The following is a 21,600-nucleotide window of genomic DNA, read 5'->3' as shown; positions in this document are numbered from 1 at the left end:
CACACGAATCTGTGCGGGTCCGGCGCGGGCCTACTTCTTGTCCGCCAGGATCAGCGCGAACCGCTCGTCCGGATCGGTCCACACCCGATCGCTGCCGAAGCCCGCGGCGTCGAGCTCCTTGCCGATGCCCTCGACCCGGAACTTCGCCGAGATCTCGGTGCGCATCTGCTCCCCCGCGCCGAACCGCACGTCCAGGCCGATGCCCGGCAGGCACACGCTCATCGCCTCCGCGGCCTCCAGCCGCATCTCGATCCACTCGTTCGTCTCATCCCACAGCGCCACGTGCCGGAACCGATCCACATCGAAGTCGGCGCCGAGCTGCTCGTTGAGCACCGACAGGACGTTCCGGTTGAACTGTGCGGTCACCCCAGCCGCGTCGTCGTAGGCGGGAACCAGCACCGCCGGGTCCGTGACCAGTCCGACGCCGAGCAGCAGCTGCTCGCCCTCGTCCAGCACCTCGGCGATCGAGGCCAGGAACTCGGCCCGCTCGTCGGGCACCAGATTGCCGAGGGTGCCACCCAGAAACGCGATCATCCTCGTACCGCCCCGCGGCAGGTTGTGCAGGGTGTCGGTGAAGTCGCTGACGATGCCGTGCACGGTCAGTGACGGGAACTCGTCGGCGAGCTGCCCGACTGCGGACACCAACGCGGCCTCCGACACATCCTGCGGCACGTAGCGCTCCAGCGTTCCGTGCTCGGTCATCGCGCCGAGGAGCAACCGGGTCTTCTCCGAGGAACCCGAGCCCAGCTCGACGAGGATCTGCGCGGAGGTGGCCTCCGCGATGTCCGCAGCGCTCGCCCGCAGCAACTCCCGCTCGGTGCGGGTCGGGAAATACTCGGGCAGCCGGGTGATCTCCTCGAACAGTTCACTACCCCTGGCGTCGTAGAACCACTTGGGCGGCAGCCACTTCGGTGTCGATGTGAGCCCGATCAGGGCGTCCTCGCGCAGGGACCCGAGCAGCTGCTCCGGCGCAAGGTGGATCTCCAGGGTCGGTTCGCTCATAGGTGATCTCCCAACTCGGTGATGTTCAGGTGTCCCGGTCGTGCCTCGACGAGGCGGCCATCCGGTACGGGCTGCCAGCCCGGGTCGTCGTCGATCGGCTCCGACGAGATCATCGCGCTGGTCTCGTCCACCTTCACCGACAGCGAGTGGTACACGGTGGTCGCCCACAGCGTCGTCCCGTTGCCCAACAACAGGTTCAGCCGCGATTCGGGCGCGGCCTCGAGGACGTCGGCGGTGACCGAGGCCAGGGCGGCGGCCGGTGCGCCCGCATCCAGTCGGCGCCGCACCAGGGTCCAGAGCAACGCCGAATCCGTCAACGCAGGCATCCGCAGCAACTCCACGGCAGGCAGCCACTCGGCGAGCCCGGCGATCGAAACCGGCCAGCCCACGATCCGACCGTTGTGGCTCAGCGCCCACCCGTCGCCGGTGAACGGGGCGCACGCGGCGCGCTCGAGCGGCATGCCGACGGTGGCCGAGCGGACCGCCGCGAGCACGGCACCAGAACGGACCTGACCGAGCACCCCGTCGACCGCGGGGTCCGCCCACATCGGCACCGGATTCCGGTAGGCCTGCACCCCGTCCGGCGATCCCGGATCGCCCTGCCACCACGCCGCACCGAATCCGTCCGCGTTGATCGTGCCGCCCCTGCGCATGTCCCGCGGCGCCCAGGACTGGTCGCGCAGACTGTGCGATCCGGCTGTGATCACCTCTCCCACCGCGCGCGGCGGGCCCAGATAGCCCAGGTGCCTGCACATCTAGGCGCTCTCCGTCACATCACGCGCGCAGCGGAATCCCGCGAAGATCTGACGCCGCACGGGATGGTCCCAGTTGCGGAAGGTGCCCCGGCAGGCCACCTGGTCGGTGCCGAACGACCCGCCGCGCAACACCTTGTAGTCGCCGCCGTGGAAGACCTCCGAGTACTCCCGGTACGGGAACGCCGCGAAGCCCGGATAGGGCAGAAAGTCCGACGAGGTCCATTCCCAGACGTCGCCGATCAGCTGATCCACGCCGTGCGGGGACCGGCCCCGCGGGTACGCCCCGACACCCGCGGGCTCGAGGTGCCGCTGCCCGAGGTTCGCGTGCTCGGAGCCGGGTTCCTCATCGCCCCAGGGGTATCGGCGCGATCGTCGGGTCGCCGGGTCCCACCTGGCGGCCTTCTCCCACTCGCTCTCGGTGGGCAGCCGCTTGCCCACCCACCGCGCGTACGCCTCCGCCTCGAAGTAGCAGACGTGCACCACCGGCTGGTTCGGGTTCAGCGGCGCGAGGATCCCGAAAGACCTCCGCCACCAGTCCCCCGCCCCGTCCCGCTCCCAGAACTGTGGCGCGGTCAGACCGGCCGACCGCCGGTGTGCCCAACCGCGTTCGCTCCACAACTCGGCACGGTCGTACCCACCGTCCGCGATGAACTCCCGGTACTGCCCATTGGTGACCGGAGCGACGTCGAGCGCGAACGTCGCGACATTGACCTGGTGGGCGGGCCGCTCGTTGTCCAGCGCCCACGGGTCCGTTGAGGTGCCCATGGTGAACTCACCACCGGGGATCACCACCTCCTCCGGCGTCACCGCGTGCACTGGGTCCGGCGCGGGGACGGCGCGCAAGACCGCTGGGCCGCTTCGCAACTGGTGGGTGGCGAGCATCGTCTCGTCGTGCTGCTGCTCGTGCTGGGCGATCATCGCGAATGCGAAACCGTCCCGCTCGACCGGCCGGCCCGCCAGCGGCGAACGGTCGAGGATGTCCCACACCTTGTCCCGGACCTCCGCGACGTAGCCGCGCGCCTCCGCCGGGTTCAGCAACGGCAACGCCGGGCGGTCCGCCCGCGCGTGCTTGAACGCGTCGTAGATCTCGTCGATGTCGCGGCGCACCGGTTCGCGGCCACCCACGTCGCGAACCAGCCACAGCTCCTCCTGGTTGCCGATGTGCGCGAGGTCCCACACCAGCGGACTCATCAGCGGCGAGTGCTGCGCGATCAGTTCCGACTCGTCGACGCAGTCGGTGAGGGCCGCGCTGCGGGCGCGGGCACGGGCCAGCACCGTCGCGAGCTGGGCACGCAGGACCTCGGGCGTCGGGGCCTCTGGCGCCGTTGCGTGAGTCGAGGGGCCTGCGGTCATCGGTGGTACTCCTCTGCTGGGTTGATTCCGCGACAACATCGCTCGGCCGCGGCCGCGAGCTCCTCCTCGAACCGGGACGACCGCGCTGCGGCCAGGAACAGCAGTTCGCTTGCGGCGCGCCGCAATTCGCCGTCGCGGAGCCCGAACTCGGCGCCGTCACGCCACCGTCCTGCGGTCGGCGCCGCGATCGCGGTGGCCTCCGCGACGGTGCCCCGGTCGCCGAGCAGCGCGGCCAGCGCCGCGATCGGCACCCGCCAGAGATCGCCCGGCTGCGCGTCCAGGTACCGCACCTCCAGGTGGCCCGCGGCCCGGACGGGAGGGAACAGCGTGGTCAGGTGGTAGTCGAGGTCGGCAAGGTCCGGCCGCCTGTCGATCTCGGAATCCAGTGCCCCGGCGATCCAGTCCGCGAAGGTGGCGCCCGGCGGCGCCGACCAGTCGCCGTCGGAATCCGCGCCTCGCCCACCGGTCACGCACAGCAGCGGCACGTCGAGCGCCCAGCTGCCGTAGTCGGCGATCGGATCGGCGGTGTGCAGCGGCCGCGTCCGCTCCGGGTCGAGCTCCAGCCAGGTCCGCATCCGCTGCGAGGCCCACCCACCGTCCGGCGTTCCGCGCAGCCGAGGCGAACAGGCGAAGGCCGCGAGCAACGCGGGGCCTGCGTCGTGCAGCAACCGCCAGCGGGCGGCCACCTCGGCCGGGTCCGCCCCTGCGTCGACGCTCACCTGGGTGGCCGCGGTGTTGCACATCATCAGCCTGCCGAAGGGACCGATCCCGTCGAACCGTTCCTCCATGGCCCGATACCGAGGCAGTCGCAGCAGCCGCTCGGCCTGGCGGGACCGGTCGGCGGCACGGGAATGGACGGTGATGCCCGCCGCCCTCAGCAGGCGACGAAGGACGGCCTCGTCTGCGGCGAGCGCGACACACAGGTCCTCGGCCGAGGACAGGGGCGCGCTGGAGAGTTCTATCTGGCCGCCGGGTTCGATGGTGACGGCGCTTCCGCTCGGCAGACTCAGAGCGGGTGAAGAGGGGGCAATCGATGTCGGTGCGTGCGGCCCCAGCGCAGCGGCGACGTCGCCGAGGTCCGGCCGGCTCCGCGCGGGGTCGTCACGAGCGGTCAGCCATTCCAGTTCGGCACCGATGAGCCGGGGTGGGCCGAGTTTGAAACAGACACCACCGACGTACGCCTCCGCGGCGGCTCGGGTGGTGAGCCGGCGCGAATCCACTGCCATCGCCATCAGCTGCTCCGATCGTCGGCGGCGCGTGTTCGGCAAGTACGAATTCGACAATAGAGACCGTCACCGACACTAAACCGCGATCGCCGATCGCGCACCCGTCGCGCCGACCGCGGCGACGGTACTGTCCGACAGACAATGCCAGCTCAGTCAGCCGGGAGGGTCTGAAGATGCTCGATCAGCAACGCCTGCGCCGCGATACGCCCGGTTGCCTCGACAAGGTCTTCCTCGACAGTGCCGGGTCGTCGCTGTCCCCCGAGCCGGTGCTCGAGGCGGTCACCGCCCACCTGCGACGGGAGGCCGAGATCGGCGGGTACCTCGCCGCCGGGGAGCGCGCCGCCGACCTGGCCGAGGTGAAGACCGCGCTCGGCGAGCTGCTCGGCGCCCAGGCAGGCGACTTCGCGCTGGTGGAGAGCGCGACCAGGGCATGGACGGACTTCTTTTACGCGGTGCCGCTCGCCGCGGGCGATCGGGTCCTGATCACCGAGGTCGAGTACGCCAGCAACGCCATCGCGGCCCTGCAGCGCGCCCGTGCGACCGGCGCGGTCGTCGAGGTGGTGGCGTCCACGCCGACCGGGGAGATCGACCTCGACGCCCTCTCCGGGATGCTCGACGAGCGGGTTCGGCTGGTGTCGCTGGTGCACGCGCCGACCAATGGCGGGCTGATCAATCCCGTCCGCGAGGTGGTGGACCTGGCGCACGGTGTCGGCGCGCTGGTGCTGCTCGACGCCTGCCAGTCGGTCGGCCAGATCCCGGTGGACGTCACCGCGCTCGGCGTCGATGCGCTCTCGGCGACGGGCCGCAAGTGGCTGCGGGCCCCGCGGGGCACCGGATTCCTCTACGTGCGCCCCGAACTGGCCCGCACCCTGGAACCCGCCGCGCTCGACCTGCACGGCGCGCAGTGGACGGCGACCGACGGCTACCGGATGGCCGGGGACGCTTCGCGGTTCGAGTTCTGGGAGTGCGGCGTCGCGGGCCGGCTCGGCCTGGGTGCGGCGGTCCGCTACCTGCTCGAACTGGGGATCGACGAGGTGAGCGCCGCGGTGGCCGAGCGCGCCGAGGCCGCGCGCGCCGGGCTGGCGACGGTCCCCGGTGCGACGGTGCGCGACCTCGGCCGCGCCCGCAGCGGCATCGTCTCCTTCACCGTCGACGGGGTCGCCCCGGCGGCGGTGCGGGAAGCGTTGGCCGCCAAGGACATCACGGTGACGGTCAGCGGCCGCGGCTCGACGCTGGTCGACATGAGCAACCGGGACCTGGACGCGGTGGTGCGGGCGTCGCCACACTGCTTCAACTCGTTCGAAGACCTCGAGCGGCTCGTCGAGGCGGTCGCGGCGCTGTAGCGGAGCTACTCCTGCCTGCGCAGCTCGGCGTGCAGATGGTGGGTGAGCGGCGTCGTGTCGTGTGCCATCCACAGGTCGTAGGTGAGCAGATCGCCCTCGACCACCCAGCGTCGGCGGATCTCGTGGACGGGCTTGGCGTTCGGGGATCGGCTCAGCGTCACCGTGGTCATCTCGAGCACGCCGTCGCGGACGTCACCCTGATGGATCTCGACGAATCCCGTGGGCTGGCTGACCAGCAGCTCGACGCTGTCCCCTCCGGTGAGCCGCAGGTAACCGTTCTCGGTGTGCATCGGCGGCCCGCCGCCCGTCTTGCGAGTCCGGGACAGGTACGTCAGGAAGGGCTTCCCGATCGGCGTCAGGTTGACCTGCTCGTCGTACGCGAAATCCTCGATCGTCGGGTAGTGCCCCTCGCCGGAGCCTGCCCAGTGGCCGGCAAACGGGGCGAGCACGCCCAGCGGCGCCAGCGCGGCGGTCACGTCAGTCATCGGCACTCCCGGGAGTTGTCGTGGTCTTCCATCTCCGTCCAAACCTAACGGCCATCCCGAACCCGTGCGATTTCGCGCGGGGCGCGTGTCGAGGTCGATTGGCGGGAGATCGCCGGTCTCCGGTATGCTGGCCAGCGTTGTCTCGGCGAGGGTGAACCACTTCGTTGGCTCACCGTGATCGACGCGGCTACGGCTACCTTTCGAGCAGTTTGCGCTCCGGGCCGTGCGCGTCGTCCGCCCCCGTCGAGAACACCGCAATGCCACCGAATTCAAATCTGATGTGAGCCGTAGGAGCTGTTTTTCCATGTCGACCGATGCCAATCGCCTCGAAGCCGCCGTCCGCACCGAGTTCGGCAAGGGTGCTGCCCGCCGCGCCCGCCGCGACGGCCAGGTCCCCGCGGTCCTCTACGGCCACCAGGAAGAGCCGCGCCACCTCGCGCTGAACGCCCGCGAGTTCGCCAAGGTCCTGCGCGCGCACGGCACCAACGCGGTCCTCACCCTCGACATCGAGGGCAAGGAGCAGATCGCGCTCACCAAGTCGGTCGTCGTCCACCCGATCCGCAACTACATCGAGCACGCGGACCTGCTGGTCATCAAGAAGGGTGAGAAGGTCACCGTCGAGGTGCCCGTCGTCGTCACCGGCGATGCCGCCGCAGGCAGCCTGGTCGCCCAGGACGCCACCACCGTCTCCGTCGAGGCCGACGCCATGAACCTGCCCGAGTCCATCGAGGTCTCGGTCGAGGGCCTCGAGGTCGGCAGCCAGATCCACGCCTCCGCCCTGACCCTGCCCGCAGGCGCCACCCTGCAGGGTGACCCGGAGCTGCTGATCGTCAACATCGTCGCCGCGCCGACCGCCGAGGCCCTCGAGGCCGAGGGTGCGGGCGCCGAGGGCGCCGAGGCCCCCGCCGAGGAGGCTGGCGAGGCCGAGGCCGAGGCCACCGAGAGCTGAGCCTGCTCCACCGCACACATCAGTGCAGCGCTAACGTCAACGGCGCGCCATCCCGCGAGGGACGGCGCGCCGTTGCCGTTCGCGGCCCCACCCCTACGACCGAGAGCCGACCGCGTTGAGCCAGCCTTCCGAATCAACTGCCCTCGTCGTCGGGCTGGGAAATCCAGGACCGCAGTACGAACGCACCAGGCACAACATCGGGTTCATGGTGGTCGACGCGCTGGCCGCCCGCGAGCGGGCCCGGTTCACCGCGCACAAGAAGAGCGGCTCGGACGCGGTCACGTTGCGCATCGCGGGCCGGCAGGTGATCGTGGCGAAACCGCGCTCGTACATGAACCTGTCCGGCAAGCCGGTGGCCGCCCTGGCCCGGTTCTTCTCGGTCGAACCCGCGAATCTCGTCGTCGTGCACGATGAGCTGGACCTGGACTTCGGCACGCTCCGGCTCAAGCTCGGCGGCGGCGAGGGCGGGCACAACGGCCTGCGCTCGATCTCCAGCGCGATCGGCACCAAGGACTACCTGCGTGCCCGCGTCGGCATCGGCCGCCCGCCCGGTCGGATGGATCCCGCGGACTACGTGCTCAAGCCGTTCTCGTCGGTCGAGCGCAAGGAACTGGACCTGGTGTGCGAGGAAGCCGCGGACGCCGTCGAGCTGCTGCTCCGCGCCGGGCTAGAGGCCGCACAGAACCAGCTGCACTGATCGAACCGGGCTGGCTACTATCTGGGCTACGCGGCGGACGCCGCGATGGTGTGGTGATCGAGAATGACACAGGGGGCGTAGTGGTTCGGTGGGGCGGCGCAGCAGGTGCCGGGCTCGTGCTCGTGGCCGGGGTCTTGATGAGTGGTTGCGCGAATTCGACCACCGCCGGGGTCGCCACCGCCGCCGAGGGAGTCCAGGTCGACCCCGCCGAGTACGCGATCGGTGACGGCAAGCACGTGTTCCACCTGGTGTCCGGGGCCGCGGGCTGCTGGTTCAACCCCAACCAGGCCGACAACCAGGCGCCGCACATGCTGTGTGACCTCCCGCTGCCGAAGACGGACCCGCCGATCGTCGACCCCCAGACCAACGTGCGGGCGCCCGCCGACGCGATCGTCATCGAGCCCGACGGGGTCCGCAAGGTCGTCAACGTGGCCGGTGCCTTCATCGCGGGCCAGCTGCTGCCGCCGGGCTCGACGCTCACGGTCGGGGAGCTGTCGTGCACGGCCCTCGACGGCAAGTCCATGTCCTGCAGAGGACCGGCCGGATCGTTCAGATTCGACGGCTCGACCTCCGAGGTCAGCATCCGCGAATAGTCCGCCCGGCCGACGCGTCGCCGGACTACGCCCCGCTCACCAGGGCGGCCGACCGCCCGCGCCGCAGCTTGCCGGACGACGTCTTCGGGATGCTGCCCGGACCAAGCACGGCCACCGTCCTCGGTCGCACGCCGACCTCCGAGACCACCGCGTGCACCACCTCGTGCTCGATCCGCTTGACCTCCTCGGGGTCCTCGTGGTCGTTGGTCTCCACCGCGACCGCGAAGGACTCCCGCTTCTGCCCCGCGTCGAGCCGCACCGCGACGGCGTTGCCCGGCCGGACCCCCCTGACAGTGCACGCGGCCCGCTCGATGTCGGTCGGGTAGACGTTGCGCCCGCCCATGATGATCACGTCCTTGACACGCCCGCACACCACCATCAGACCCTCTTCGGTGAAGTAGCCGACGTCCCCGGTGTTGAACCACCCATCCGCGTCCCGCGCGGGCTTGCGCCCCTCCACCGTGAGGTAGCCGGGGGTCACCGACCCGCCCCTGAGCTCGATGATGCCGACCGCACGGCGTGGGAGCACCCGCCCGTCCTCGCCGACGATGCGCCCCTCCAGGCCCGACACCAGCGGACCGAGCGTCGGGAGCCGGCGGGCATTGGCCCGGTCGGTCGGTACCGCAAGGCCGCCCGCCTCGAACAGGTCCGGGTCCACCAGGTCGAGCACCAATCCCTGCCCCGGCTGGGGCAGGGAGACCGCGAGGGTCACCTCCGCCATCCCGTAGGTCGGCGCCAGCGCCGCCGGATCCAGCCCGAATCGTGCCCCCGCCTCCGCGAGCGCGAGCATCGTGTCGGCGTCCACCGGCTCCGCACCGTTGAGCAGGCAGCGCACCGTCGACAGGTCCACGACGCCGTCCCCTGCCTGCGCGAGCCGCCTGGCGAGCAGCGAGTAGGCGAAGTTCGGTGCGGCGGTGACCGTGCCCCGGTACCTGCCCATCAGTTCCGCCCACAACAGCGGCGAGGTGAGGAAGTCCATCGGGGTGATGCTGACGATCTCGGCACCGATCTGCATCGGCAGTGTGAGGAAACCGACCATGCCCATGTCGTGGAACAGCGGCAGCCAGCTCACCATCACGTCGTCGTCGACCGAGAACTTGATCCGGGAGAGCATCGCGCAGGAGTTCGTGTAGAAGTTCCCGTGCGTGATCTGCACGGCCTTGGGTGACCCCGTCGATCCCGATGTGAGCTGCTGCAACGCGATGTCGGATTCGGAGGTCTGCACCGGGTCGACATCGGGTCCCGCGCGCAGGTCCGCGATGGTGACGACCCTGATGCCCCGCTCCTCGAGGAGCGGGGCCGCCGCGTCGAAGGGTGCGCCGAGGATGACCGCCTTGGCCGCGATCATGCCGATGACCGTCTCGGTGTCCTCCGCCCAGACGGTCAGGTCCGTGCGCGGCGTCGGCTGGTGCAGCATGGTCACCGAGGCACCGCGCATCCAGATGGCCTGCACGGACGGCGCGATGTCCACGGGCTGACCGGCGAGGATCCCGATCGCGTCGCCCGGGCCTATGCCGGTGTCCGCGAGGGCACCCGCCATCGCGCGGGCCGCCGCGTGGATCTCGCTCCAGACCTGGCGGCGCGGACTGTCGGGTTCCCCGGTGACGAGCCCATGGGGACTGTCCGCAGCGTTGGCATACATCTCATCGGTGAACCGGCTCATGACGCCCTCCTCCGCACGGTGGAGGGACGAGGCGGCCGGGCGCGGTGCACACCGCGCCGAGGGCCCCAGAGCCCTCACTGGTACTTCTGGAAACGCAGTTCGGCCGTTTCTCCCGCGGGGCCACGGCCAGGTTCGGGGTGTACCCGAGCATAGGCGCCACCGGCACGGGTAACCTGGCATATTGGCGTTTCGCCACTTTTCGTCCGTCTCATATCAGTAAGGAATCCCGGTGACCACCGAGCCCGCGTCGGCGTCCGCCTCCACCTCACCCGACGCCATCGCGGAGGTCGCCTCAGCCGGGACCCCCGCGACGCCGAAGGGCCTGGCCGCCGAGGCCGCCCGCCGACGGACCTTCGCGGTCATCTCGCACCCGGACGCCGGTAAGTCCACGCTCACCGAGGCCCTCGCGCTGCACGCGAAGATGATCTCGGAGGCGGGCGCCGTGCACGGCAAGGCCGGTCGCCGCTCCACCGTCTCCGACTGGATGGAGATGGAGAAGGCCCGCGGCATCTCGGTCAGCTCGACGGCGCTGCAGTTCAACTACAAGTCCGGCGAGTCCGAGCCGAACGATCCGATCAGCGTCATCAACCTGGTCGACACCCCGGGTCACTCCGACTTCTCGGAGGACACCTACCGGGTGCTCACCGCCGTCGACGCCGCGGTCATGCTGATCGACGCCGCCAAGGGCCTCGAGCCGCAGACCCTCAAGCTGTTCCAGGTGTGTCGCCACCGCGGCATCCCCGTGATCACCGTGATCAACAAGTGGGACCGCCCCGGCCAGACCCCGCTGGAGCTGCTCGACGAGATCCACGAGCGGATCGGCCTGACCCCGACCCCCCTGTACTGGCCGGTTGGCATCGCGGGCGACTTCCGCGGCCTGCTTCGGCGCGGCGAGGACGGCGCCCCGCAGGAGTACATCCGGTTCACCCGCACCGCGGGCGGCGCCACGATCGCGCCCGAGGAGATCCTCGACGCCGCCGCAGCAGCAGCACGCGACGGCTCCGACTGGGACACCGCGGTCGAAGAGAGCGAGCTGCTCTCGGCCAGCGGGCAGGACCACGACCAGGAGATGTTCCTGGCCGGGCAGACCTCCCCTGTCATCTTCGCCTCCGCGATGCTGAACTTCGGTGTCCGGCAGATCCTCGACACCCTGGTGGCGCTCGCGCCGGCTCCCGGCCCGCGCGACGACCTCAAGGGCGCCGCACGGGAGGTCACCGATCCGTTCAGCGCGGTGGTCTTCAAGGTGCAGGCGGGTATGGACACGAGCCATCGAGACCGCTTGGCGTTCATGCGGATCGTCTCCGGCGTCTTCGAGCGCGGGATGGTCGTGACGCACGCCCAGACCGGCAAGCCCTTCACCACCAAGTACGCGCAGACCGTGTTCGGCCGCGAGCGTTCCACCGTCGAGTCGGCGTACCCGGGTGACGTGGTCGGCCTGGTGAACGCGACCGCCCTTGCCCCGGGCCACACCCTGTTCACGGACAAGAAGGTGGAGTTCCCGCCGATCCCCTCGTTCGCGCCCGAGCACTTCTCTGTGCTGCGCGCGGAGAGCGCGAGCAAGTACAAGCAGTTCCGCCGCGCCGTGGAGCAGCTCGACTCCGAGGGCGTGGTCCAGGTGCTGCGCAACGACATTCGCGGCGACGCGGCGCCCGTGATGGCGGCCGTCGGCCCGATGCAGTTCGAGGTGGTGGCCGCGCGGATGAAGGCGGAGTTCTCGGTGGAGGCCAGGATGGAGGGCCTGCCGTACGCGCTTGCTCGCCGCACCGACGCCGAGTCGGCCACCGAGCTGGGCCGCCAGCGCGGGGTCGAGGTCTTCACCAGATCCGACGGCGTGATGCTCGCACTGATCAGCGACAAGTGGCGGCTGCAGTACCTGCAGAAGGAGCTTCCCGAGCTGACCCTCGAGCCGCTCGTCGCGACCGCCGACTAGCTCCGTGAACCCGCTGCTCACCCTGTTCGATGCGGAACTGCACATCAGCGGGGCCACGATCCTGTGGCGCGAGATCCTCGGCAACACCTTCGGCATCGCGTCCGCGATCGGCGGGATGAAGCGCGTGGTGTGGGCGTGGCCGGTCGGCATCGCCGGAAATGCGTTGCTGTTCACCGTGTTCATGGGCGCGCTGTTCCACACCCCGCAGGAGCTGAACCTGTACGGCCAGGCCGGCCGCCAGCTGATGTTCATCACCGTGAGCGTGTACGGCTGGACGCAGTGGCTGCGGTCGCGGCACGAGTCCGGCCAGGCGGTGCTGCCGCGGTGGGCGCCGCCACGGGACCGGCTCCTGCTGGTCCTCGCGATGGCCGCAGGCACCGTGGCGTTCGCGCAGATCTTCGCCCGGCTCGGGTCCTATGGCCCGTGGGCGGAGGCCTGGATCTTCATGGGCTCGATGCTCGCCACCTACGGAATGGCCCGCGGGTGGACCGAGTTCTGGTTGATCTGGATCGGCGTCGACGTCGTCGGTGTCCCGCTGCTGCTCAAGGCCGGTTACTACCCGTCGGCGATCCTGTACCTGGTGTACGCGGGCTTCGTGGTCTGGGGCTTCGCGGTGTGGCTGCGGATCCAGCGTCGGACGACGCCGGTGCGGGTCTAACGAACCCCTAATGATTCGCTAACGGGCGCCGAGTTTTTCGTCCATACCTTGGGTCACGTCGAAGCCACCGGGGCTACGACACGACCCAAGGAGTTCCCATGCGCAAGTCCCTCACTGCCGGCACCTTCCGCGCACGCGCAGGCATCGCGGCCGCGGGCATCGCGGCCGTCGCCGCCGTCACCGTCCCCGGCGTCGCGTGGGCAAACGACTCCATCCCGCAGGGCGGCGCCGTCGCCGTCCAGCAGTCCGGCCCCGCGGTGGCAGGCGCACAGCTGGACGCGGCGACCTGTGCGGCCACGGCCGTCGAGCTCAGCCCGGAGGCGCTGCAGAAGATGATCGAGGACGGAACCGCGATGCCCGCCGTCGCAACTGTCCCGGCGACCCCCGCCGGCGAGCCGGGACAGCCGCTCACAGACGTCCTGACCGAGGGGGTGCAGCGGTTGATCGCCGACGGGACCGCGATGCCCGCCGTCACCTCTGCCCCTGCGACCCCCGCGGGCGAGCCGGGACTGGTCCTCACGCAGGTGCTCACCGACGAGGAGGCGCAGAGGATGATCGCCGACGGCACCATCGCGCGCGGCGTCCCGGCGGACGAACTGCCCGCGGATGTACAGATGCTGACCGTTGAGATGGACGAGAACGCCCCGGCAGGCGCCGTGACCGTGACTCGCGTCTGCTAGGACACCTTCGCGGCCCTGGCACCATGGATGCGGTGACCGATACCGCCCGCATCCTCGTCGTCGACGACGACCCCAAGGTCCTGGCCTCGCTGGAGCGGGGGCTCCGTCTGTCCGGGTTTCACACCGAGAACGCGACGGACGGCGCCTCCGCCCTGCGGGCCGTGTCCGACGAGTGCCCCGCCGCGATCGTCCTCGACGTGAACATGCCTGGCCTCGACGGCGTTGGCGTGGTCACCGCGCTGCGGGCGATGGGCAACGAGGTGCCGATCTGCGTGCTCAGTGCGCGCAGCTCCGTCGGCGACCGGATAGCGGGCCTGGAGGCAGGCGCGGACGACTACCTGACCAAGCCGTTCGAGCTCGGTGAACTGGTCGCCCGGCTGCGGGCGCTGCTGCGGCGGGCACCCCGGTCCGCGGCGCCCGCCGGGACCGTGACGGTCGGGGCCCTGGAGGTGGACCTGCCGGGGCGGCGCGCCCACGTCGCGGGCCGCAGGCTCGACCTGACCAAGCGCGAATTCGACCTGCTCGGCGCGCTGGCGGAGAACACGGGCGTCGTGCTCAGCCGCCCCCAGCTGCTCCGCCTGGTGTGGGGCTACGACTTCGATGCCGATACCAACGTGGTCGACGTCTTCGTCACGTATCTACGCAAGAAACTGGAGGCGAACTCGATGCCACGAGTCCTGCACACAGTCCGCGGCGTCGGGTTCGTCCTGCGAGCGCAACCGTGAGGCGGTCGCTGTCGCTGCGGGCGCGGGTCGCCATCGTGTCGGCGTTGTCCGCGGCCGTCGTCATCGTCGCGATCGGCGCCGCCATCGCGGTGTTCCTGCGGGTGAACGGCTCCGAGCAGATCGACAGGACACTCGACTCGGTGACGTTGTCGGCCCCGGTCAACACGGTCCCGGCCGACACGATCTCGGCCGAAATAATCGACGTGGCACCGGCCCTTCCGCTGCCTGCCGTCGTGTCAGGAGGATCCGCAGAGGCCACCGCGGCCGAGGACGCGACCAGAACGGAGTTGCTGGCAGGTACCGCGGTCCGCATCCGCGACGTCGCGGTCCCAGGAGAACCGGGCGCCTTCCTGGCGTTGACCGTCCCGGAGGACCCGCTGACCCAGGCCATCCGCCAGCAGCAGGTGGCGGTCGCGATCGCCGCCGTGGTGGCGATCGCGGCGGCGGGCGGGCTGGGCTGGCTGCTGGCCGGCCGGGCCGTGCGCCCGCTGCGGCTGCTCGCCGACGCCACGCACGACATCGGCGACGATCCCCGGGCCGCGCGCCCGAGCGTGCGCGGTGCGCGGGAGGCCGAGGACCTGTCGGAGGCGATGGGGCACATGCTCGATCGGATCGCCGCCGCCCAGAAACGGACCGAGGAGGCGCTGGGGTCCGCCCGCGACTTCGCCGCGGTGTCCGCGCACGAGCTGCGCACCCCGCTGACGTCGATGCGGACCGACCTCGAGGTGCTCTCGACGATGCGGCTCACCGGCGAGCAGCGCGAGGAGATCCTGCGCGACCTGCTCTCCACCCAACGTCAGGTCGAGACGACCCTGACCGACCTCGAACGGCTGGCGGTCGGCGAGCTCTCCGACGTCGCCGACCACGAGGAGCTGGACCTGGCCGAGCTCGTCGACCGCTGCGTCCAGGCGGCCGAGCGCACCCACCCCGACCTGGACATCGGGTTCGCAGCGCCCGAACCCGTTGTGGTGCGCGGCATTCCGACCGGACTGCGGCTGGTGCTCGACAACGCCATCACCAACTCGGTCCGGCACGGCGGGGCCGGACGGGTGCTGGTCTCCGTCCGCACCGACACCGACGGTGACGCCGTCATCACCGTCGACGACGACGGGAGCGGAGTGCCCGAGCTAGAGCGGGCGTCGGTGTTCGAGCGCTTCGTCCGCGGCACCGGCTCCGGCTCCGAGGGGTCCGGGCTCGGGCTCGCGCTGGTCGCCCAGCAGGCCGAACTGCACGGCGGCACCGTGGAATTGGTGGACAGCCCGCTCGGCGGCGTCAGGCTGGCGCTGCGGCTCCCCCGCTCCGGCCCCGCCGAGTGTGCACCTGCGGTCGCCGCCACTCGGGCGATGCCCCGATAGGTGCACACTCGACCGGCGGCGGTCAGATCCCGGCACGCCTGACGAGGGCGTCGGTGACCGTCGGGGCGAAGTTGTCCAGGAACCGCAGCAGCTCCGCATAGGTCGGGAGCAGTTCGACCGGCCGGGTGCGGATCGCGGTGACCAGCCACGACGCCGCGTCCTCCGGGGCGAGCGCGGGCATCGAGTCGTAGTCCTTGGTCGGCGCGATCATCGGGGTGCGGATCAGCGGGAAGTGCACTGTCGTCACGGACACCCCGCGGCCCTCGAGCTCGGCGCCAAGGTCGCGCCCGAACGCGCTGACCGCGGACTTCGACGCGTGGTACGCCGCGAACTTGGGCATGACGCCGCCCGGCACGCCCCAGGTGGCCACGTTGACCACGTGTCCCTGCCCTCGCTCGAGCATCTCCGGCAGCAGCGCGAGGGTGAGCCGCACCGGGCCGAAGTAGTTCAGGGCCATGGTGCGCTCGAAGTCGTGGAACCGGTCGAGCGAGTCCTCGACCGGCCGGCGGATCGACCGGCCCGCGTTGTTGACGAGCACGTCGACGGGGCCGAGTTCGTCGCGGACGAGGGTCCGGAGCCGGTCCACGTCGTCGGCATCGGTGAGGTCGCATGGCACCGCGTGCGCGGTCCCGCCCTCACCCACGATCTCGTCGCGCACGGCCTCGAGCGCCTCGGCGCCGCGCGCGACGAGGATCAGCTCGGCGCCCTCGGCGGCGAGGCGCCGCGCGGCCGCCTCCCCCACCCCGGACGACGCCCCGGTCAGCAGAATCCGCTTGCCCTCGATCCGGTGCTCGCGCATCGGCAGGATCTTCGCGGCGATCGCCCGGGCGGACGGGATCGGGCTCAGCGCCGCACGGGCGAGGATCTCGGTGATCACGATTGCTGGCTCCTCCGGTTGGGATGGCGGAATCGATGCTATCCGCGCGCCCCCGACCCCCGCCGAGTGTGCATCTGCCGGGGCGTCGCCCGGGAAGGGACGACAGCAACTGCACACTCGGCGGGGCGGGCGGGGCTAGTCGAACAGCGCGGCGATCACGTCCCGGTCCACCTCGGCGAGGCTCGACGGCGACCAGGACGGGTTGCGGTCCTTGTCGACCAGCACCGCCCGCACGCCCTCGGCGAAGTCGGGCCCCGCGGTCACCGGGCCGGTCAGCGCCAGCTCACGATCGAGGCACTGCGACAGCCCGTCGCCCGCGCCGCGCCGGATCAGCTCCGCGGTGATGAAGGCGGCGGTCGGCGACACCGCGGTCAGCGCGGTCCTCGCCTGCGCCGTCCACTCGTCGTCCCCGGTCAGCCGGGCCAGCATGTCCGCAGGGGTGCCCTGCGCGAACACCTCGTCGATCTCCGCCTGCCGCGCGGCCAGCGGCGCGTCGGGGGCCTGCTCGCCGAACTTCTCCAGCGCCTCGGCGGCCGACCCACCGCGGATCGCGTCGGCCAGCTCCGCCAGCCGCTCGCTCGGCACGAAATGCGTCGCCAGCCCGAATGCGACAGCGTCACCCGCCGATGCCCTTGCACCGGTGAGCCCGAGGTACATCCCGGCCGCGCCGGTCAGCCGCGGCAGGAAGTGGCTGGCTCCGATGTCGGGGAAGAACCCGATCGCGGTCTCCGGCATCGCCAGCACCGCCTGCTCGGTCACCACCCGGACCGAGCCGTGCACCGAGATGCCGAGCCCGCCGCCCATCGCGGCGCCGTCGATCAGCGAGATGTAGGGCTTCGGGTACTCGCCGATCAGCAGATTGAGCCGGTACTCGTCGGCGAAGAACCCGTGCACGAACTCCCGATCGCCGCGCAGCACCGCCTCCCGCACGGCCTTGATGTCGCCACCCGCGCAGAACGCCCGCTCGGAACCGCTGGTCACCAGGACCGTCTCGACCGCGGGGTCGTCGCGCCAGCGCAGCAGCGGCTCGTACAGGTCGCGGATCATGCTCGGGTCGAGGGCGTTGAGCGCCTTCGGTCGGTCCAGCACGATCTCGCCGACGCCGCCTGCGACGTTGGTCCGGATGAAGCTCATGCACACTCCCGTTCAAATGTTCTCGGTCACGGCCACAGGACGTCCGTAATCCACTCAGTGGTCGACCACCCCGCGGACGGCCACCTGGGCCGCCGGTACCGCAACCGTTGGTGTCTGCGCCCCGGGTCGGCGAGCCAGAATTCCACGCTGTCCGGGACCAGGCACCAAGCCTGCCAGGCCGGCGCGACGGTGCCCGGATCGGCCTCGATCCGGGCGACCATCTCGGCGACCGCTCGGTCGTACTCGGCCGGATCGGCCAGCACCTCGCTCTGCCTGCTGGCCGCGGCCACCGCACGGGCGGTCACCGACCGTTCGACGTAGTCCCGCGCGCTCACCCCCGCCTCCCCCGGCTCGGCCCGGCCGCGCACCCGGACCTGCCTGCCCACTCCGGCCCAGTAGAAGGTCAACGCCGCCGAGGGGTTCGCCGCCAGCTGACGCCCCTTCGGCGAGTCCACCGAGCCCGAGAACCACCAGCCCCGCTCGTCGACATCCTTGAGGATGAGGACCCGGGCATCGACCCGGCCGTCGTCCTCCGTCGTGGACAGCACGGCGGACTGGGGTTCCGGCACTCCCGCCGCGACCGCGTCCTCGAGCCAGCGCAGGAACAACGGCGACGGGGTCGGCGACGGGTCCAGGGCATCGGCCGCCACCGCGGTTGCCGTGAGGGCAGGCAGGGCGCGCAGCCACGCGCGGGTGTCGGCGAACGAGGACCGGGGCGCGATGTCGGGCACGCTAGAACCCTAGGCCCGACCGCGGGTCCGCGCACCGCGAGGACACACCACCGACCGAGAGGTCCTCGCTCCGAGCACGATTCGACCCGCGGGCCTCCGTCAGGCGGTGGCCTGGGTGGCGGACGGGGTCACCGAGAGCGCCCACCGGCTCGAGGTGACCTGGAAGCTCGGGATGTCGGCGAGGGAGATGACCACCTCGTAGGTGCGCTCGTAGCCCGTGTGCGAGATGCGCCATCGTCCGTCCGCGCCCCTGGCGTACCGGTCGTGATAGAACGCCGCACCGCGCAGCAGCATCCCGTCCTCCGGGATGATCACCGTGTCCGAGAGCACCCAGACCCCGGACGCGGTGTCACCGTCCACCTCGATCTCGGGCTGCCCGGTCAGGTGCTCGGTCAGCACGTGCGGGGCGAGCGTGATCTCCATGAAGGAGACCAGCGCATCGCGATCCTCGAACCGGAGATGCTCGCCGTAGGTCGCCGTCGCGTCGGGCAACAGGGTGTCGCGGAACGTGGCCCAATCCTTCGTGTCCAGCGCGCGGGTGTACCGGTATTTGAGTCGGCAGATCTCGGCGACGGCCTCCAGATCCATGATGCACGCCTTCCATGACGGGACTCATGCACAGATACTGACCTGCATCGCAGACTAGTCGCCTTCGCTCGGCGAGGAGACCGGAATGGGTGAGCCCCGGTTCATTCCAGCTCGGCGGCCAACTCCATCCAGCGCTCCTCCGCGGCCTCCTTGTCGGCCAGCACCTGCCGCAGCTCCGCGTCGAGCGACTGCAACCGCTGCGGGTCCGTGGCGGCCTCGACCAGCGCCGCGTGCAGCGTGGTCTCCCGCTCGTCGAGCTTGCTGACCTGACGCTCCAGCTTGCTCAGTTCCTTGCGGGCGGCCCGGTCGGCCGCGCCGTCGCGCGCCGTGGTCGGCGTCGTCACCGGCGCGGGCCCAGGAGCCGCGATCGCCACGACCTGCTCGCGCCGACGCAGGTACTCCGCGATGCCGCCGGGCAGGTTGGTGAGCTTGCCGTCGCCGAACAGCGCCCAGGTGGAGTCGCAGAGCCGTTCGATCAGGAACCGGTCGTGACTGATCACGACCATCGTCCCCGCCCAGCCGTCGAGGATGTCCTCGAGCTGCTGGAGGGTGTCGATGTCCAGGTCGTTCGTCGGCTCGTCGAGCAAGAGCACGTTCGGCTCCGACATCAGCACACGGGTGAGCTGCAGCCTGCGGCGCTCGCCGCCGGACAGGTCGCCAACCGGGGTCCGTTGACGGGCCGGGGTGAAGCCCAGCCGCTCGGCGAGCTGACCGGCCGAGACCTCACGGTCTCCCAGCACGATCCGCTCGGCGACGTCCTTGACCGCCTCGAGCACCCGCATGTCGGTCGGGAGATCGTCGAGTTCCTGTCGGAGCCAACCGATCTTGACCGTCTTGCCCTCGATGCGCTTGCCCGTCGACGGCGCGATCTCGCCGGCAAGGGTACGCAGCAGCGTGGTCTTGCCGGAGCCGTTGACGCCGACAAGGCCGATGCGTTCGCCAGGGGCAAGCCGCCACGTCAGGTCGTGCACGAGCTCCCGACCGTCGGGGGTCGAGATGGTGGCGTTCTCGAGCTCGATGACGACCTTGCCGAGCCGACGCTGCGCGAACGAGGCCAGCGCGACGTTGTCGCGCGGCGGCGGCACGTCGGCGATGAGCGCCTCGGCCGCCTCGATCCGGTAGCGCGGCTTGGAGGTCCGGGCCGGCGGGCCACGGCGCAGCCAGGCCAGTTCCTTCCGGGCCAGGTTCCGGCGCCGGTCCTCGGCCGCGTCCGCCTGCCGGGCCCGCTCGGCCCTGGCGAAGATCCAGTCGCCGTAGCCGCCCTCGTAGGTCTCGACATTGCCGCCGACGACCTCCCAGGTGCGGGTGGCGACGGTGTCGAGGAACCACCGGTCGTGGGTCACCACGACCAGGGCACTGCGCCTGCCGACGAGATGCTCGGCCAGCCACTGCACGCCCTCGACGTCGAGATGGTTGGTCGGCTCGTCGAGCACCAGCAGGTCGAGGTCCTGGACCAGCGCGGCCGCGAGCGCGACGCGGCGCCGCTCGCCGCCGGACAGCCCGTCGACCTTCGCTTCCAGGCCGACCGAGTCGACGCCGATGCCCGCGAGGATCGATCGGATCCGCGCGTCGCCAGCCCACTCGTGCTCGGCGACCCCGAGCGGGGCCAGCACCACGTCCGCGACGGTCGAGCCCGCGGGCAGCACGCCGCGCTGGGTGACCACGGCCATCCGCAGTCCGCCAACCCGGCTCACCCTGCCGGAGTCCGGCGGCTCGAGGCCTGCGAGCACCTCGAGCATGGTGGTCTTGCCGCCGCCGTTGAGGCCGACGACACCGATCCGCTCGCCCTCCTGGACGCCGAGCGACACCGAGTCGAGCAGCGGTTTGATCCCGAACGACTTCGAGACCTGCTCCAGATTGATCAGATTCGCCATCAGCGCTCCGTCTTGTCGTCGATCACGCGGGCACCGGGCACCGGTCCGTGGGCTGTTCGCACGGTCCGGCAGACGCCCGCGCCCGCCAGTTCCGCGCTGACCGCCACGGCCGCGTCGGCGTCCGCGCAGAGAAAGGCACAGGTGGGCCCCGAGCCAGAGACGATGCCGGCCAGGGCACCCGCGGCGGTGCCGGCCCGCAGGGTCCGGCGCAGCTCCGGCTTGAGGGACAGCGCCGCGGGCTGCAGGTCGTTGCCGAGCAGGGGCGCGAGCTGATGGGGATCGCCGACGGCCAGCGCGTGCATCAGCTCGTCGGGGTCCCCGAGCCGGGGCGGGGCGCCCTCGGCCCGCAGCCAGTCCAGCTCGCGGAACACGTCCGGGGTCCGCAGCCCGCCCTTGGCGAGCGCGAGAACCCAGTGAAAGGTGTTGCGGGACAGCACCGGCAGCAGCTTCTCCCCGCGACCGGTACCGATCGCGGTGCCGCCGCGCAGCGAGAACGGCACGTCGCTGCCGAGCCGGGCCGCGTACTCGTCCAGATCGACGCGCTCGAGGCCGAGCTCCCAGAGCTCGTCGAGGGCGACCAGCGTCGCCGCGGCGTCGGCGCTGCCGCCCGCCATGCCACCCGCGACCGGGATGCCCTTCGCGATCGTGATCGCGACCGCGGGGTCCCGGCCCGCCCGCTCGGCGAGCAGCTCGGCCGCCTGCCAGACCAGGTTGCGCCGGTCGGTCGGCACCACCCGCGCGCTCTCGCCGTGCACCGCGACCGAGAGCTCGTCGGCGTCGCTGACCTCGACGTCGTCGTGCAGCGAGAGCGCCTGGAAGACCGAGGTGAGCTCGTGATAGCCGTCTTCGCGCAGGTCACCGACGCCGAGGTGCAGATTGACCTTCGACGGTGCCCGGACGATCACCGGGCGAGGAACAGCGGACAGCACAAGGCACCAGCGTAGTGGAACAAATGCGGTCCGATGACCGCGCCGATGGGACC

21 protein-coding genes are annotated in these 21,600 nt (G+C 71.0%); 9 read left to right on the top strand and 12 right to left on the bottom strand.

Translation table 11 applies throughout. The features are described 5' to 3' along the window. Nucleotides 1–30 precede the first annotated feature (30 nt). From egtD to egtA, 4 genes are read right to left on the bottom strand one after another with little or no spacing between them, the layout of a single operon-like run. The gene (gene egtD / locus RM1_RS00195) at nt 31–1,002 is read right to left on the bottom strand and encodes an L-histidine N(alpha)-methyltransferase (protein WP_027501086.1); all 972 of its coding nucleotides are present in this window, start codon (nt 1,000–1,002) and stop codon (nt 31–33) included. After that, nucleotides 999–1,757, bottom strand: coding sequence for an ergothioneine biosynthesis protein EgtC (gene egtC / locus RM1_RS00190; protein WP_072749464.1), 759 nt, complete (start codon nt 1,755–1,757; stop codon nt 999–1,001). Before egtC ends, egtD begins: the two co-directional genes overlap by 4 nt. Continuing rightward, nucleotides 1,758–3,110 (bottom strand): ergothioneine biosynthesis protein EgtB, encoded by a 1,353-nt coding sequence (gene egtB, locus RM1_RS00185; protein ID WP_072749463.1) that lies wholly within the window; start codon nt 3,108–3,110, stop codon nt 1,758–1,760. Continuing rightward, nucleotides 3,107–4,342 carry an ergothioneine biosynthesis glutamate--cysteine ligase EgtA gene (egtA, locus tag RM1_RS00180; protein WP_072749462.1) on the bottom strand — a complete coding sequence of 412 codons (1,236 nt, stop codon included), beginning with the start codon at nt 4,340–4,342 and terminating at the stop codon, nt 3,107–3,109. The genes egtB and egtA overlap by 4 nt, the downstream gene beginning before the upstream one ends. A gap of 167 nt (nt 4,343–4,509) precedes the next feature. Between egtA and RM1_RS00175 the strand changes: the two genes are divergently transcribed. Then, nucleotides 4,510–5,679 (top strand): aminotransferase class V-fold PLP-dependent enzyme, encoded by a 1,170-nt coding sequence (locus tag RM1_RS00175; RefSeq protein WP_072749461.1) that lies wholly within the window; start codon nt 4,510–4,512, stop codon nt 5,677–5,679. 5 nt (nt 5,680–5,684) lie between these two features. On the opposite strand, the gene RM1_RS00170 is transcribed toward RM1_RS00175, so the two are convergent. Next, nucleotides 5,685–6,164: a heme-binding beta-barrel domain-containing protein gene (locus RM1_RS00170; protein ID WP_072749460.1), complete on the bottom strand. Its 480-nt coding sequence runs from the start codon at nt 6,162–6,164 to the stop codon at nt 5,685–5,687. 304 nt (nt 6,165–6,468) lie between these two features. On the opposite strand from RM1_RS00170, the gene RM1_RS00165 reads away from it, so the two are divergent. The 3 genes from RM1_RS00165 (at nt 6,469) to RM1_RS00155 (ending at nt 8,403) form a co-directional block, all read left to right on the top strand. Beyond that, entirely contained in the window at nt 6,469–7,113 is a 645-nt protein-coding gene (locus tag RM1_RS00165) for a 50S ribosomal protein L25/general stress protein Ctc (RefSeq protein WP_072749459.1), read from the top strand. Between the two features lie 115 nt (nt 7,114–7,228). Then, nucleotides 7,229–7,810, top strand: coding sequence for an aminoacyl-tRNA hydrolase (pth, locus tag RM1_RS00160; RefSeq protein WP_027501093.1), 582 nt, complete (start codon nt 7,229–7,231; stop codon nt 7,808–7,810). A gap of 137 nt (nt 7,811–7,947) precedes the next feature. Further along, nucleotides 7,948–8,403, top strand: coding sequence for a hypothetical protein (locus tag RM1_RS00155; RefSeq protein ID WP_143069418.1), 456 nt, complete (start codon nt 7,948–7,950; stop codon nt 8,401–8,403). A 25-nt stretch (nt 8,404–8,428) separates the two neighbouring features. Here RM1_RS00155 and RM1_RS00150 read toward each other — a convergent pair whose 3' ends face one another. Then, nucleotides 8,429–10,066 carry a fatty acyl-AMP ligase gene (locus RM1_RS00150; RefSeq protein WP_072749457.1) on the bottom strand — a complete coding sequence of 546 codons (1,638 nt, stop codon included), beginning with the start codon at nt 10,064–10,066 and terminating at the stop codon, nt 8,429–8,431. 277 nt (nt 10,067–10,343) lie between these two features. Here RM1_RS00150 and RM1_RS00145 point away from each other — a divergent pair, with 277 nt between their 5' ends. The 5 genes from RM1_RS00145 (at nt 10,344) to RM1_RS00125 (ending at nt 15,414) form a co-directional block, all read left to right on the top strand. After that, nucleotides 10,344–11,996: a peptide chain release factor 3 gene (locus RM1_RS00145; RefSeq protein ID WP_072749472.1), complete on the top strand. Its 1,653-nt coding sequence runs from the start codon at nt 10,344–10,346 to the stop codon at nt 11,994–11,996. A gap of 4 nt (nt 11,997–12,000) precedes the next feature. Beyond that, the gene (gene pnuC / locus RM1_RS00140) at nt 12,001–12,654 is read left to right on the top strand and encodes a nicotinamide riboside transporter PnuC (RefSeq protein WP_072749456.1); all 654 of its coding nucleotides are present in this window, start codon (nt 12,001–12,003) and stop codon (nt 12,652–12,654) included. Between the two features lie 98 nt (nt 12,655–12,752). Next, a complete protein-coding gene (locus RM1_RS00135; RefSeq protein WP_072749455.1) occupies nt 12,753–13,334 on the top strand; it encodes a hypothetical protein in 582 nt (193 codons plus the stop codon). A gap of 23 nt (nt 13,335–13,357) precedes the next feature. Beyond that, nucleotides 13,358–14,059, top strand: coding sequence for a response regulator transcription factor (locus RM1_RS00130; protein WP_072749454.1), 702 nt, complete (start codon nt 13,358–13,360; stop codon nt 14,057–14,059). Beyond that, a complete protein-coding gene (locus RM1_RS00125; protein ID WP_072749453.1) occupies nt 14,056–15,414 on the top strand; it encodes a HAMP domain-containing sensor histidine kinase in 1,359 nt (452 codons plus the stop codon). The genes RM1_RS00130 and RM1_RS00125 overlap by 4 nt, the downstream gene beginning before the upstream one ends. Nucleotides 15,415–15,436: 22 nt before the next feature. Here RM1_RS00125 and RM1_RS00120 read toward each other — a convergent pair whose 3' ends face one another. The 6 genes from RM1_RS00120 to RM1_RS00095 all read right to left on the bottom strand — a co-directional run bounded on the left by RM1_RS00120 (nt 15,437) and on the right by RM1_RS00095 (nt 21,547). After that, nucleotides 15,437–16,294 carry an SDR family oxidoreductase gene (locus tag RM1_RS00120; RefSeq protein ID WP_425528686.1) on the bottom strand — a complete coding sequence of 286 codons (858 nt, stop codon included), beginning with the start codon at nt 16,292–16,294 and terminating at the stop codon, nt 15,437–15,439. Nucleotides 16,295–16,426: 132 nt separating this feature from the next. Then, a complete protein-coding gene (locus tag RM1_RS00115) occupies nt 16,427–17,431 on the bottom strand; it encodes an enoyl-CoA hydratase/isomerase family protein (protein ID WP_092667781.1) in 1,005 nt (334 codons plus the stop codon). 20 nt (nt 17,432–17,451) lie between these two features. After that, nucleotides 17,452–18,156 (bottom strand): pyridoxine/pyridoxamine 5'-phosphate oxidase, encoded by a 705-nt coding sequence (locus RM1_RS00110; RefSeq protein ID WP_072749450.1) that lies wholly within the window; start codon nt 18,154–18,156, stop codon nt 17,452–17,454. Between the two features lie 99 nt (nt 18,157–18,255). Beyond that, nucleotides 18,256–18,744 carry a nuclear transport factor 2 family protein gene (locus RM1_RS00105; RefSeq protein WP_072749449.1) on the bottom strand — a complete coding sequence of 163 codons (489 nt, stop codon included), beginning with the start codon at nt 18,742–18,744 and terminating at the stop codon, nt 18,256–18,258. Nucleotides 18,745–18,845: 101 nt separating this feature from the next. Continuing rightward, nucleotides 18,846–20,618, bottom strand: coding sequence for an ABC-F family ATP-binding cassette domain-containing protein (locus RM1_RS00100; protein WP_072749448.1), 1,773 nt, complete (start codon nt 20,616–20,618; stop codon nt 18,846–18,848). After that, nucleotides 20,618–21,547 carry a 4-(cytidine 5'-diphospho)-2-C-methyl-D-erythritol kinase gene (locus tag RM1_RS00095; RefSeq protein WP_072749447.1) on the bottom strand — a complete coding sequence of 310 codons (930 nt, stop codon included), beginning with the start codon at nt 21,545–21,547 and terminating at the stop codon, nt 20,618–20,620. Before RM1_RS00095 ends, RM1_RS00100 begins: the two co-directional genes overlap by 1 nt. Between the last annotated feature and the right edge of the window lie 53 nt (nt 21,548–21,600).

Source organism: Rhodococcus maanshanensis NBRC 100610 (genome assembly GCF_001894865.1).
GTDB classification, from domain to species: domain Bacteria; phylum Actinomycetota; class Actinomycetes; order Mycobacteriales; family Mycobacteriaceae; genus Rhodococcus_G; species Rhodococcus_G maanshanensis.
Note: the sequence above shows the minus strand (reverse complement) of the source record. Positions and strands in the feature narration are given on the sequence as shown.

Excerpts from the sequence above, each read along its gene's own strand:
- egtD (WP_027501086.1), bottom strand. The coding sequence starts at position 1,002 with ATGAGCGAACCGACCCTGGAGATCCACCTTGCGCCGGAGCAGCTGCTC.
- egtC (WP_072749464.1), bottom strand. The coding sequence starts at position 1,757 with ATGTGCAGGCACCTGGGCTATCTGGGCCCGCCGCGCGCGGTGGGAGAG.
- egtB (WP_072749463.1), bottom strand. The coding sequence starts at position 3,110 with ATGACCGCAGGCCCCTCGACTCACGCAACGGCGCCAGAGGCCCCGACG.
- egtA (WP_072749462.1), bottom strand. The coding sequence starts at position 4,342 with ATGGCGATGGCAGTGGATTCGCGCCGGCTCACCACCCGAGCCGCCGCG.
- RM1_RS00175 (WP_072749461.1), top strand. The coding sequence starts at position 4,510 with ATGCTCGATCAGCAACGCCTGCGCCGCGATACGCCCGGTTGCCTCGAC.
- RM1_RS00170 (WP_072749460.1), bottom strand. The coding sequence starts at position 6,164 with ATGACTGACGTGACCGCCGCGCTGGCGCCGCTGGGCGTGCTCGCCCCG.
- RM1_RS00165 (WP_072749459.1), top strand. The coding sequence starts at position 6,469 with ATGTCGACCGATGCCAATCGCCTCGAAGCCGCCGTCCGCACCGAGTTC.
- RM1_RS00155 (WP_143069418.1), top strand. The coding sequence starts at position 7,948 with ATGAGTGGTTGCGCGAATTCGACCACCGCCGGGGTCGCCACCGCCGCC.
- RM1_RS00150 (WP_072749457.1), bottom strand. The coding sequence starts at position 10,066 with ATGAGCCGGTTCACCGATGAGATGTATGCCAACGCTGCGGACAGTCCC.
- RM1_RS00135 (WP_072749455.1), top strand. The coding sequence starts at position 12,753 with ATGCGCAAGTCCCTCACTGCCGGCACCTTCCGCGCACGCGCAGGCATC.
- RM1_RS00130 (WP_072749454.1), top strand. The coding sequence starts at position 13,358 with ATGGATGCGGTGACCGATACCGCCCGCATCCTCGTCGTCGACGACGAC.
- RM1_RS00105 (WP_072749449.1), bottom strand. The coding sequence starts at position 18,744 with ATGGATCTGGAGGCCGTCGCCGAGATCTGCCGACTCAAATACCGGTAC.
- RM1_RS00100 (WP_072749448.1), bottom strand. The coding sequence starts at position 20,618 with ATGGCGAATCTGATCAATCTGGAGCAGGTCTCGAAGTCGTTCGGGATC.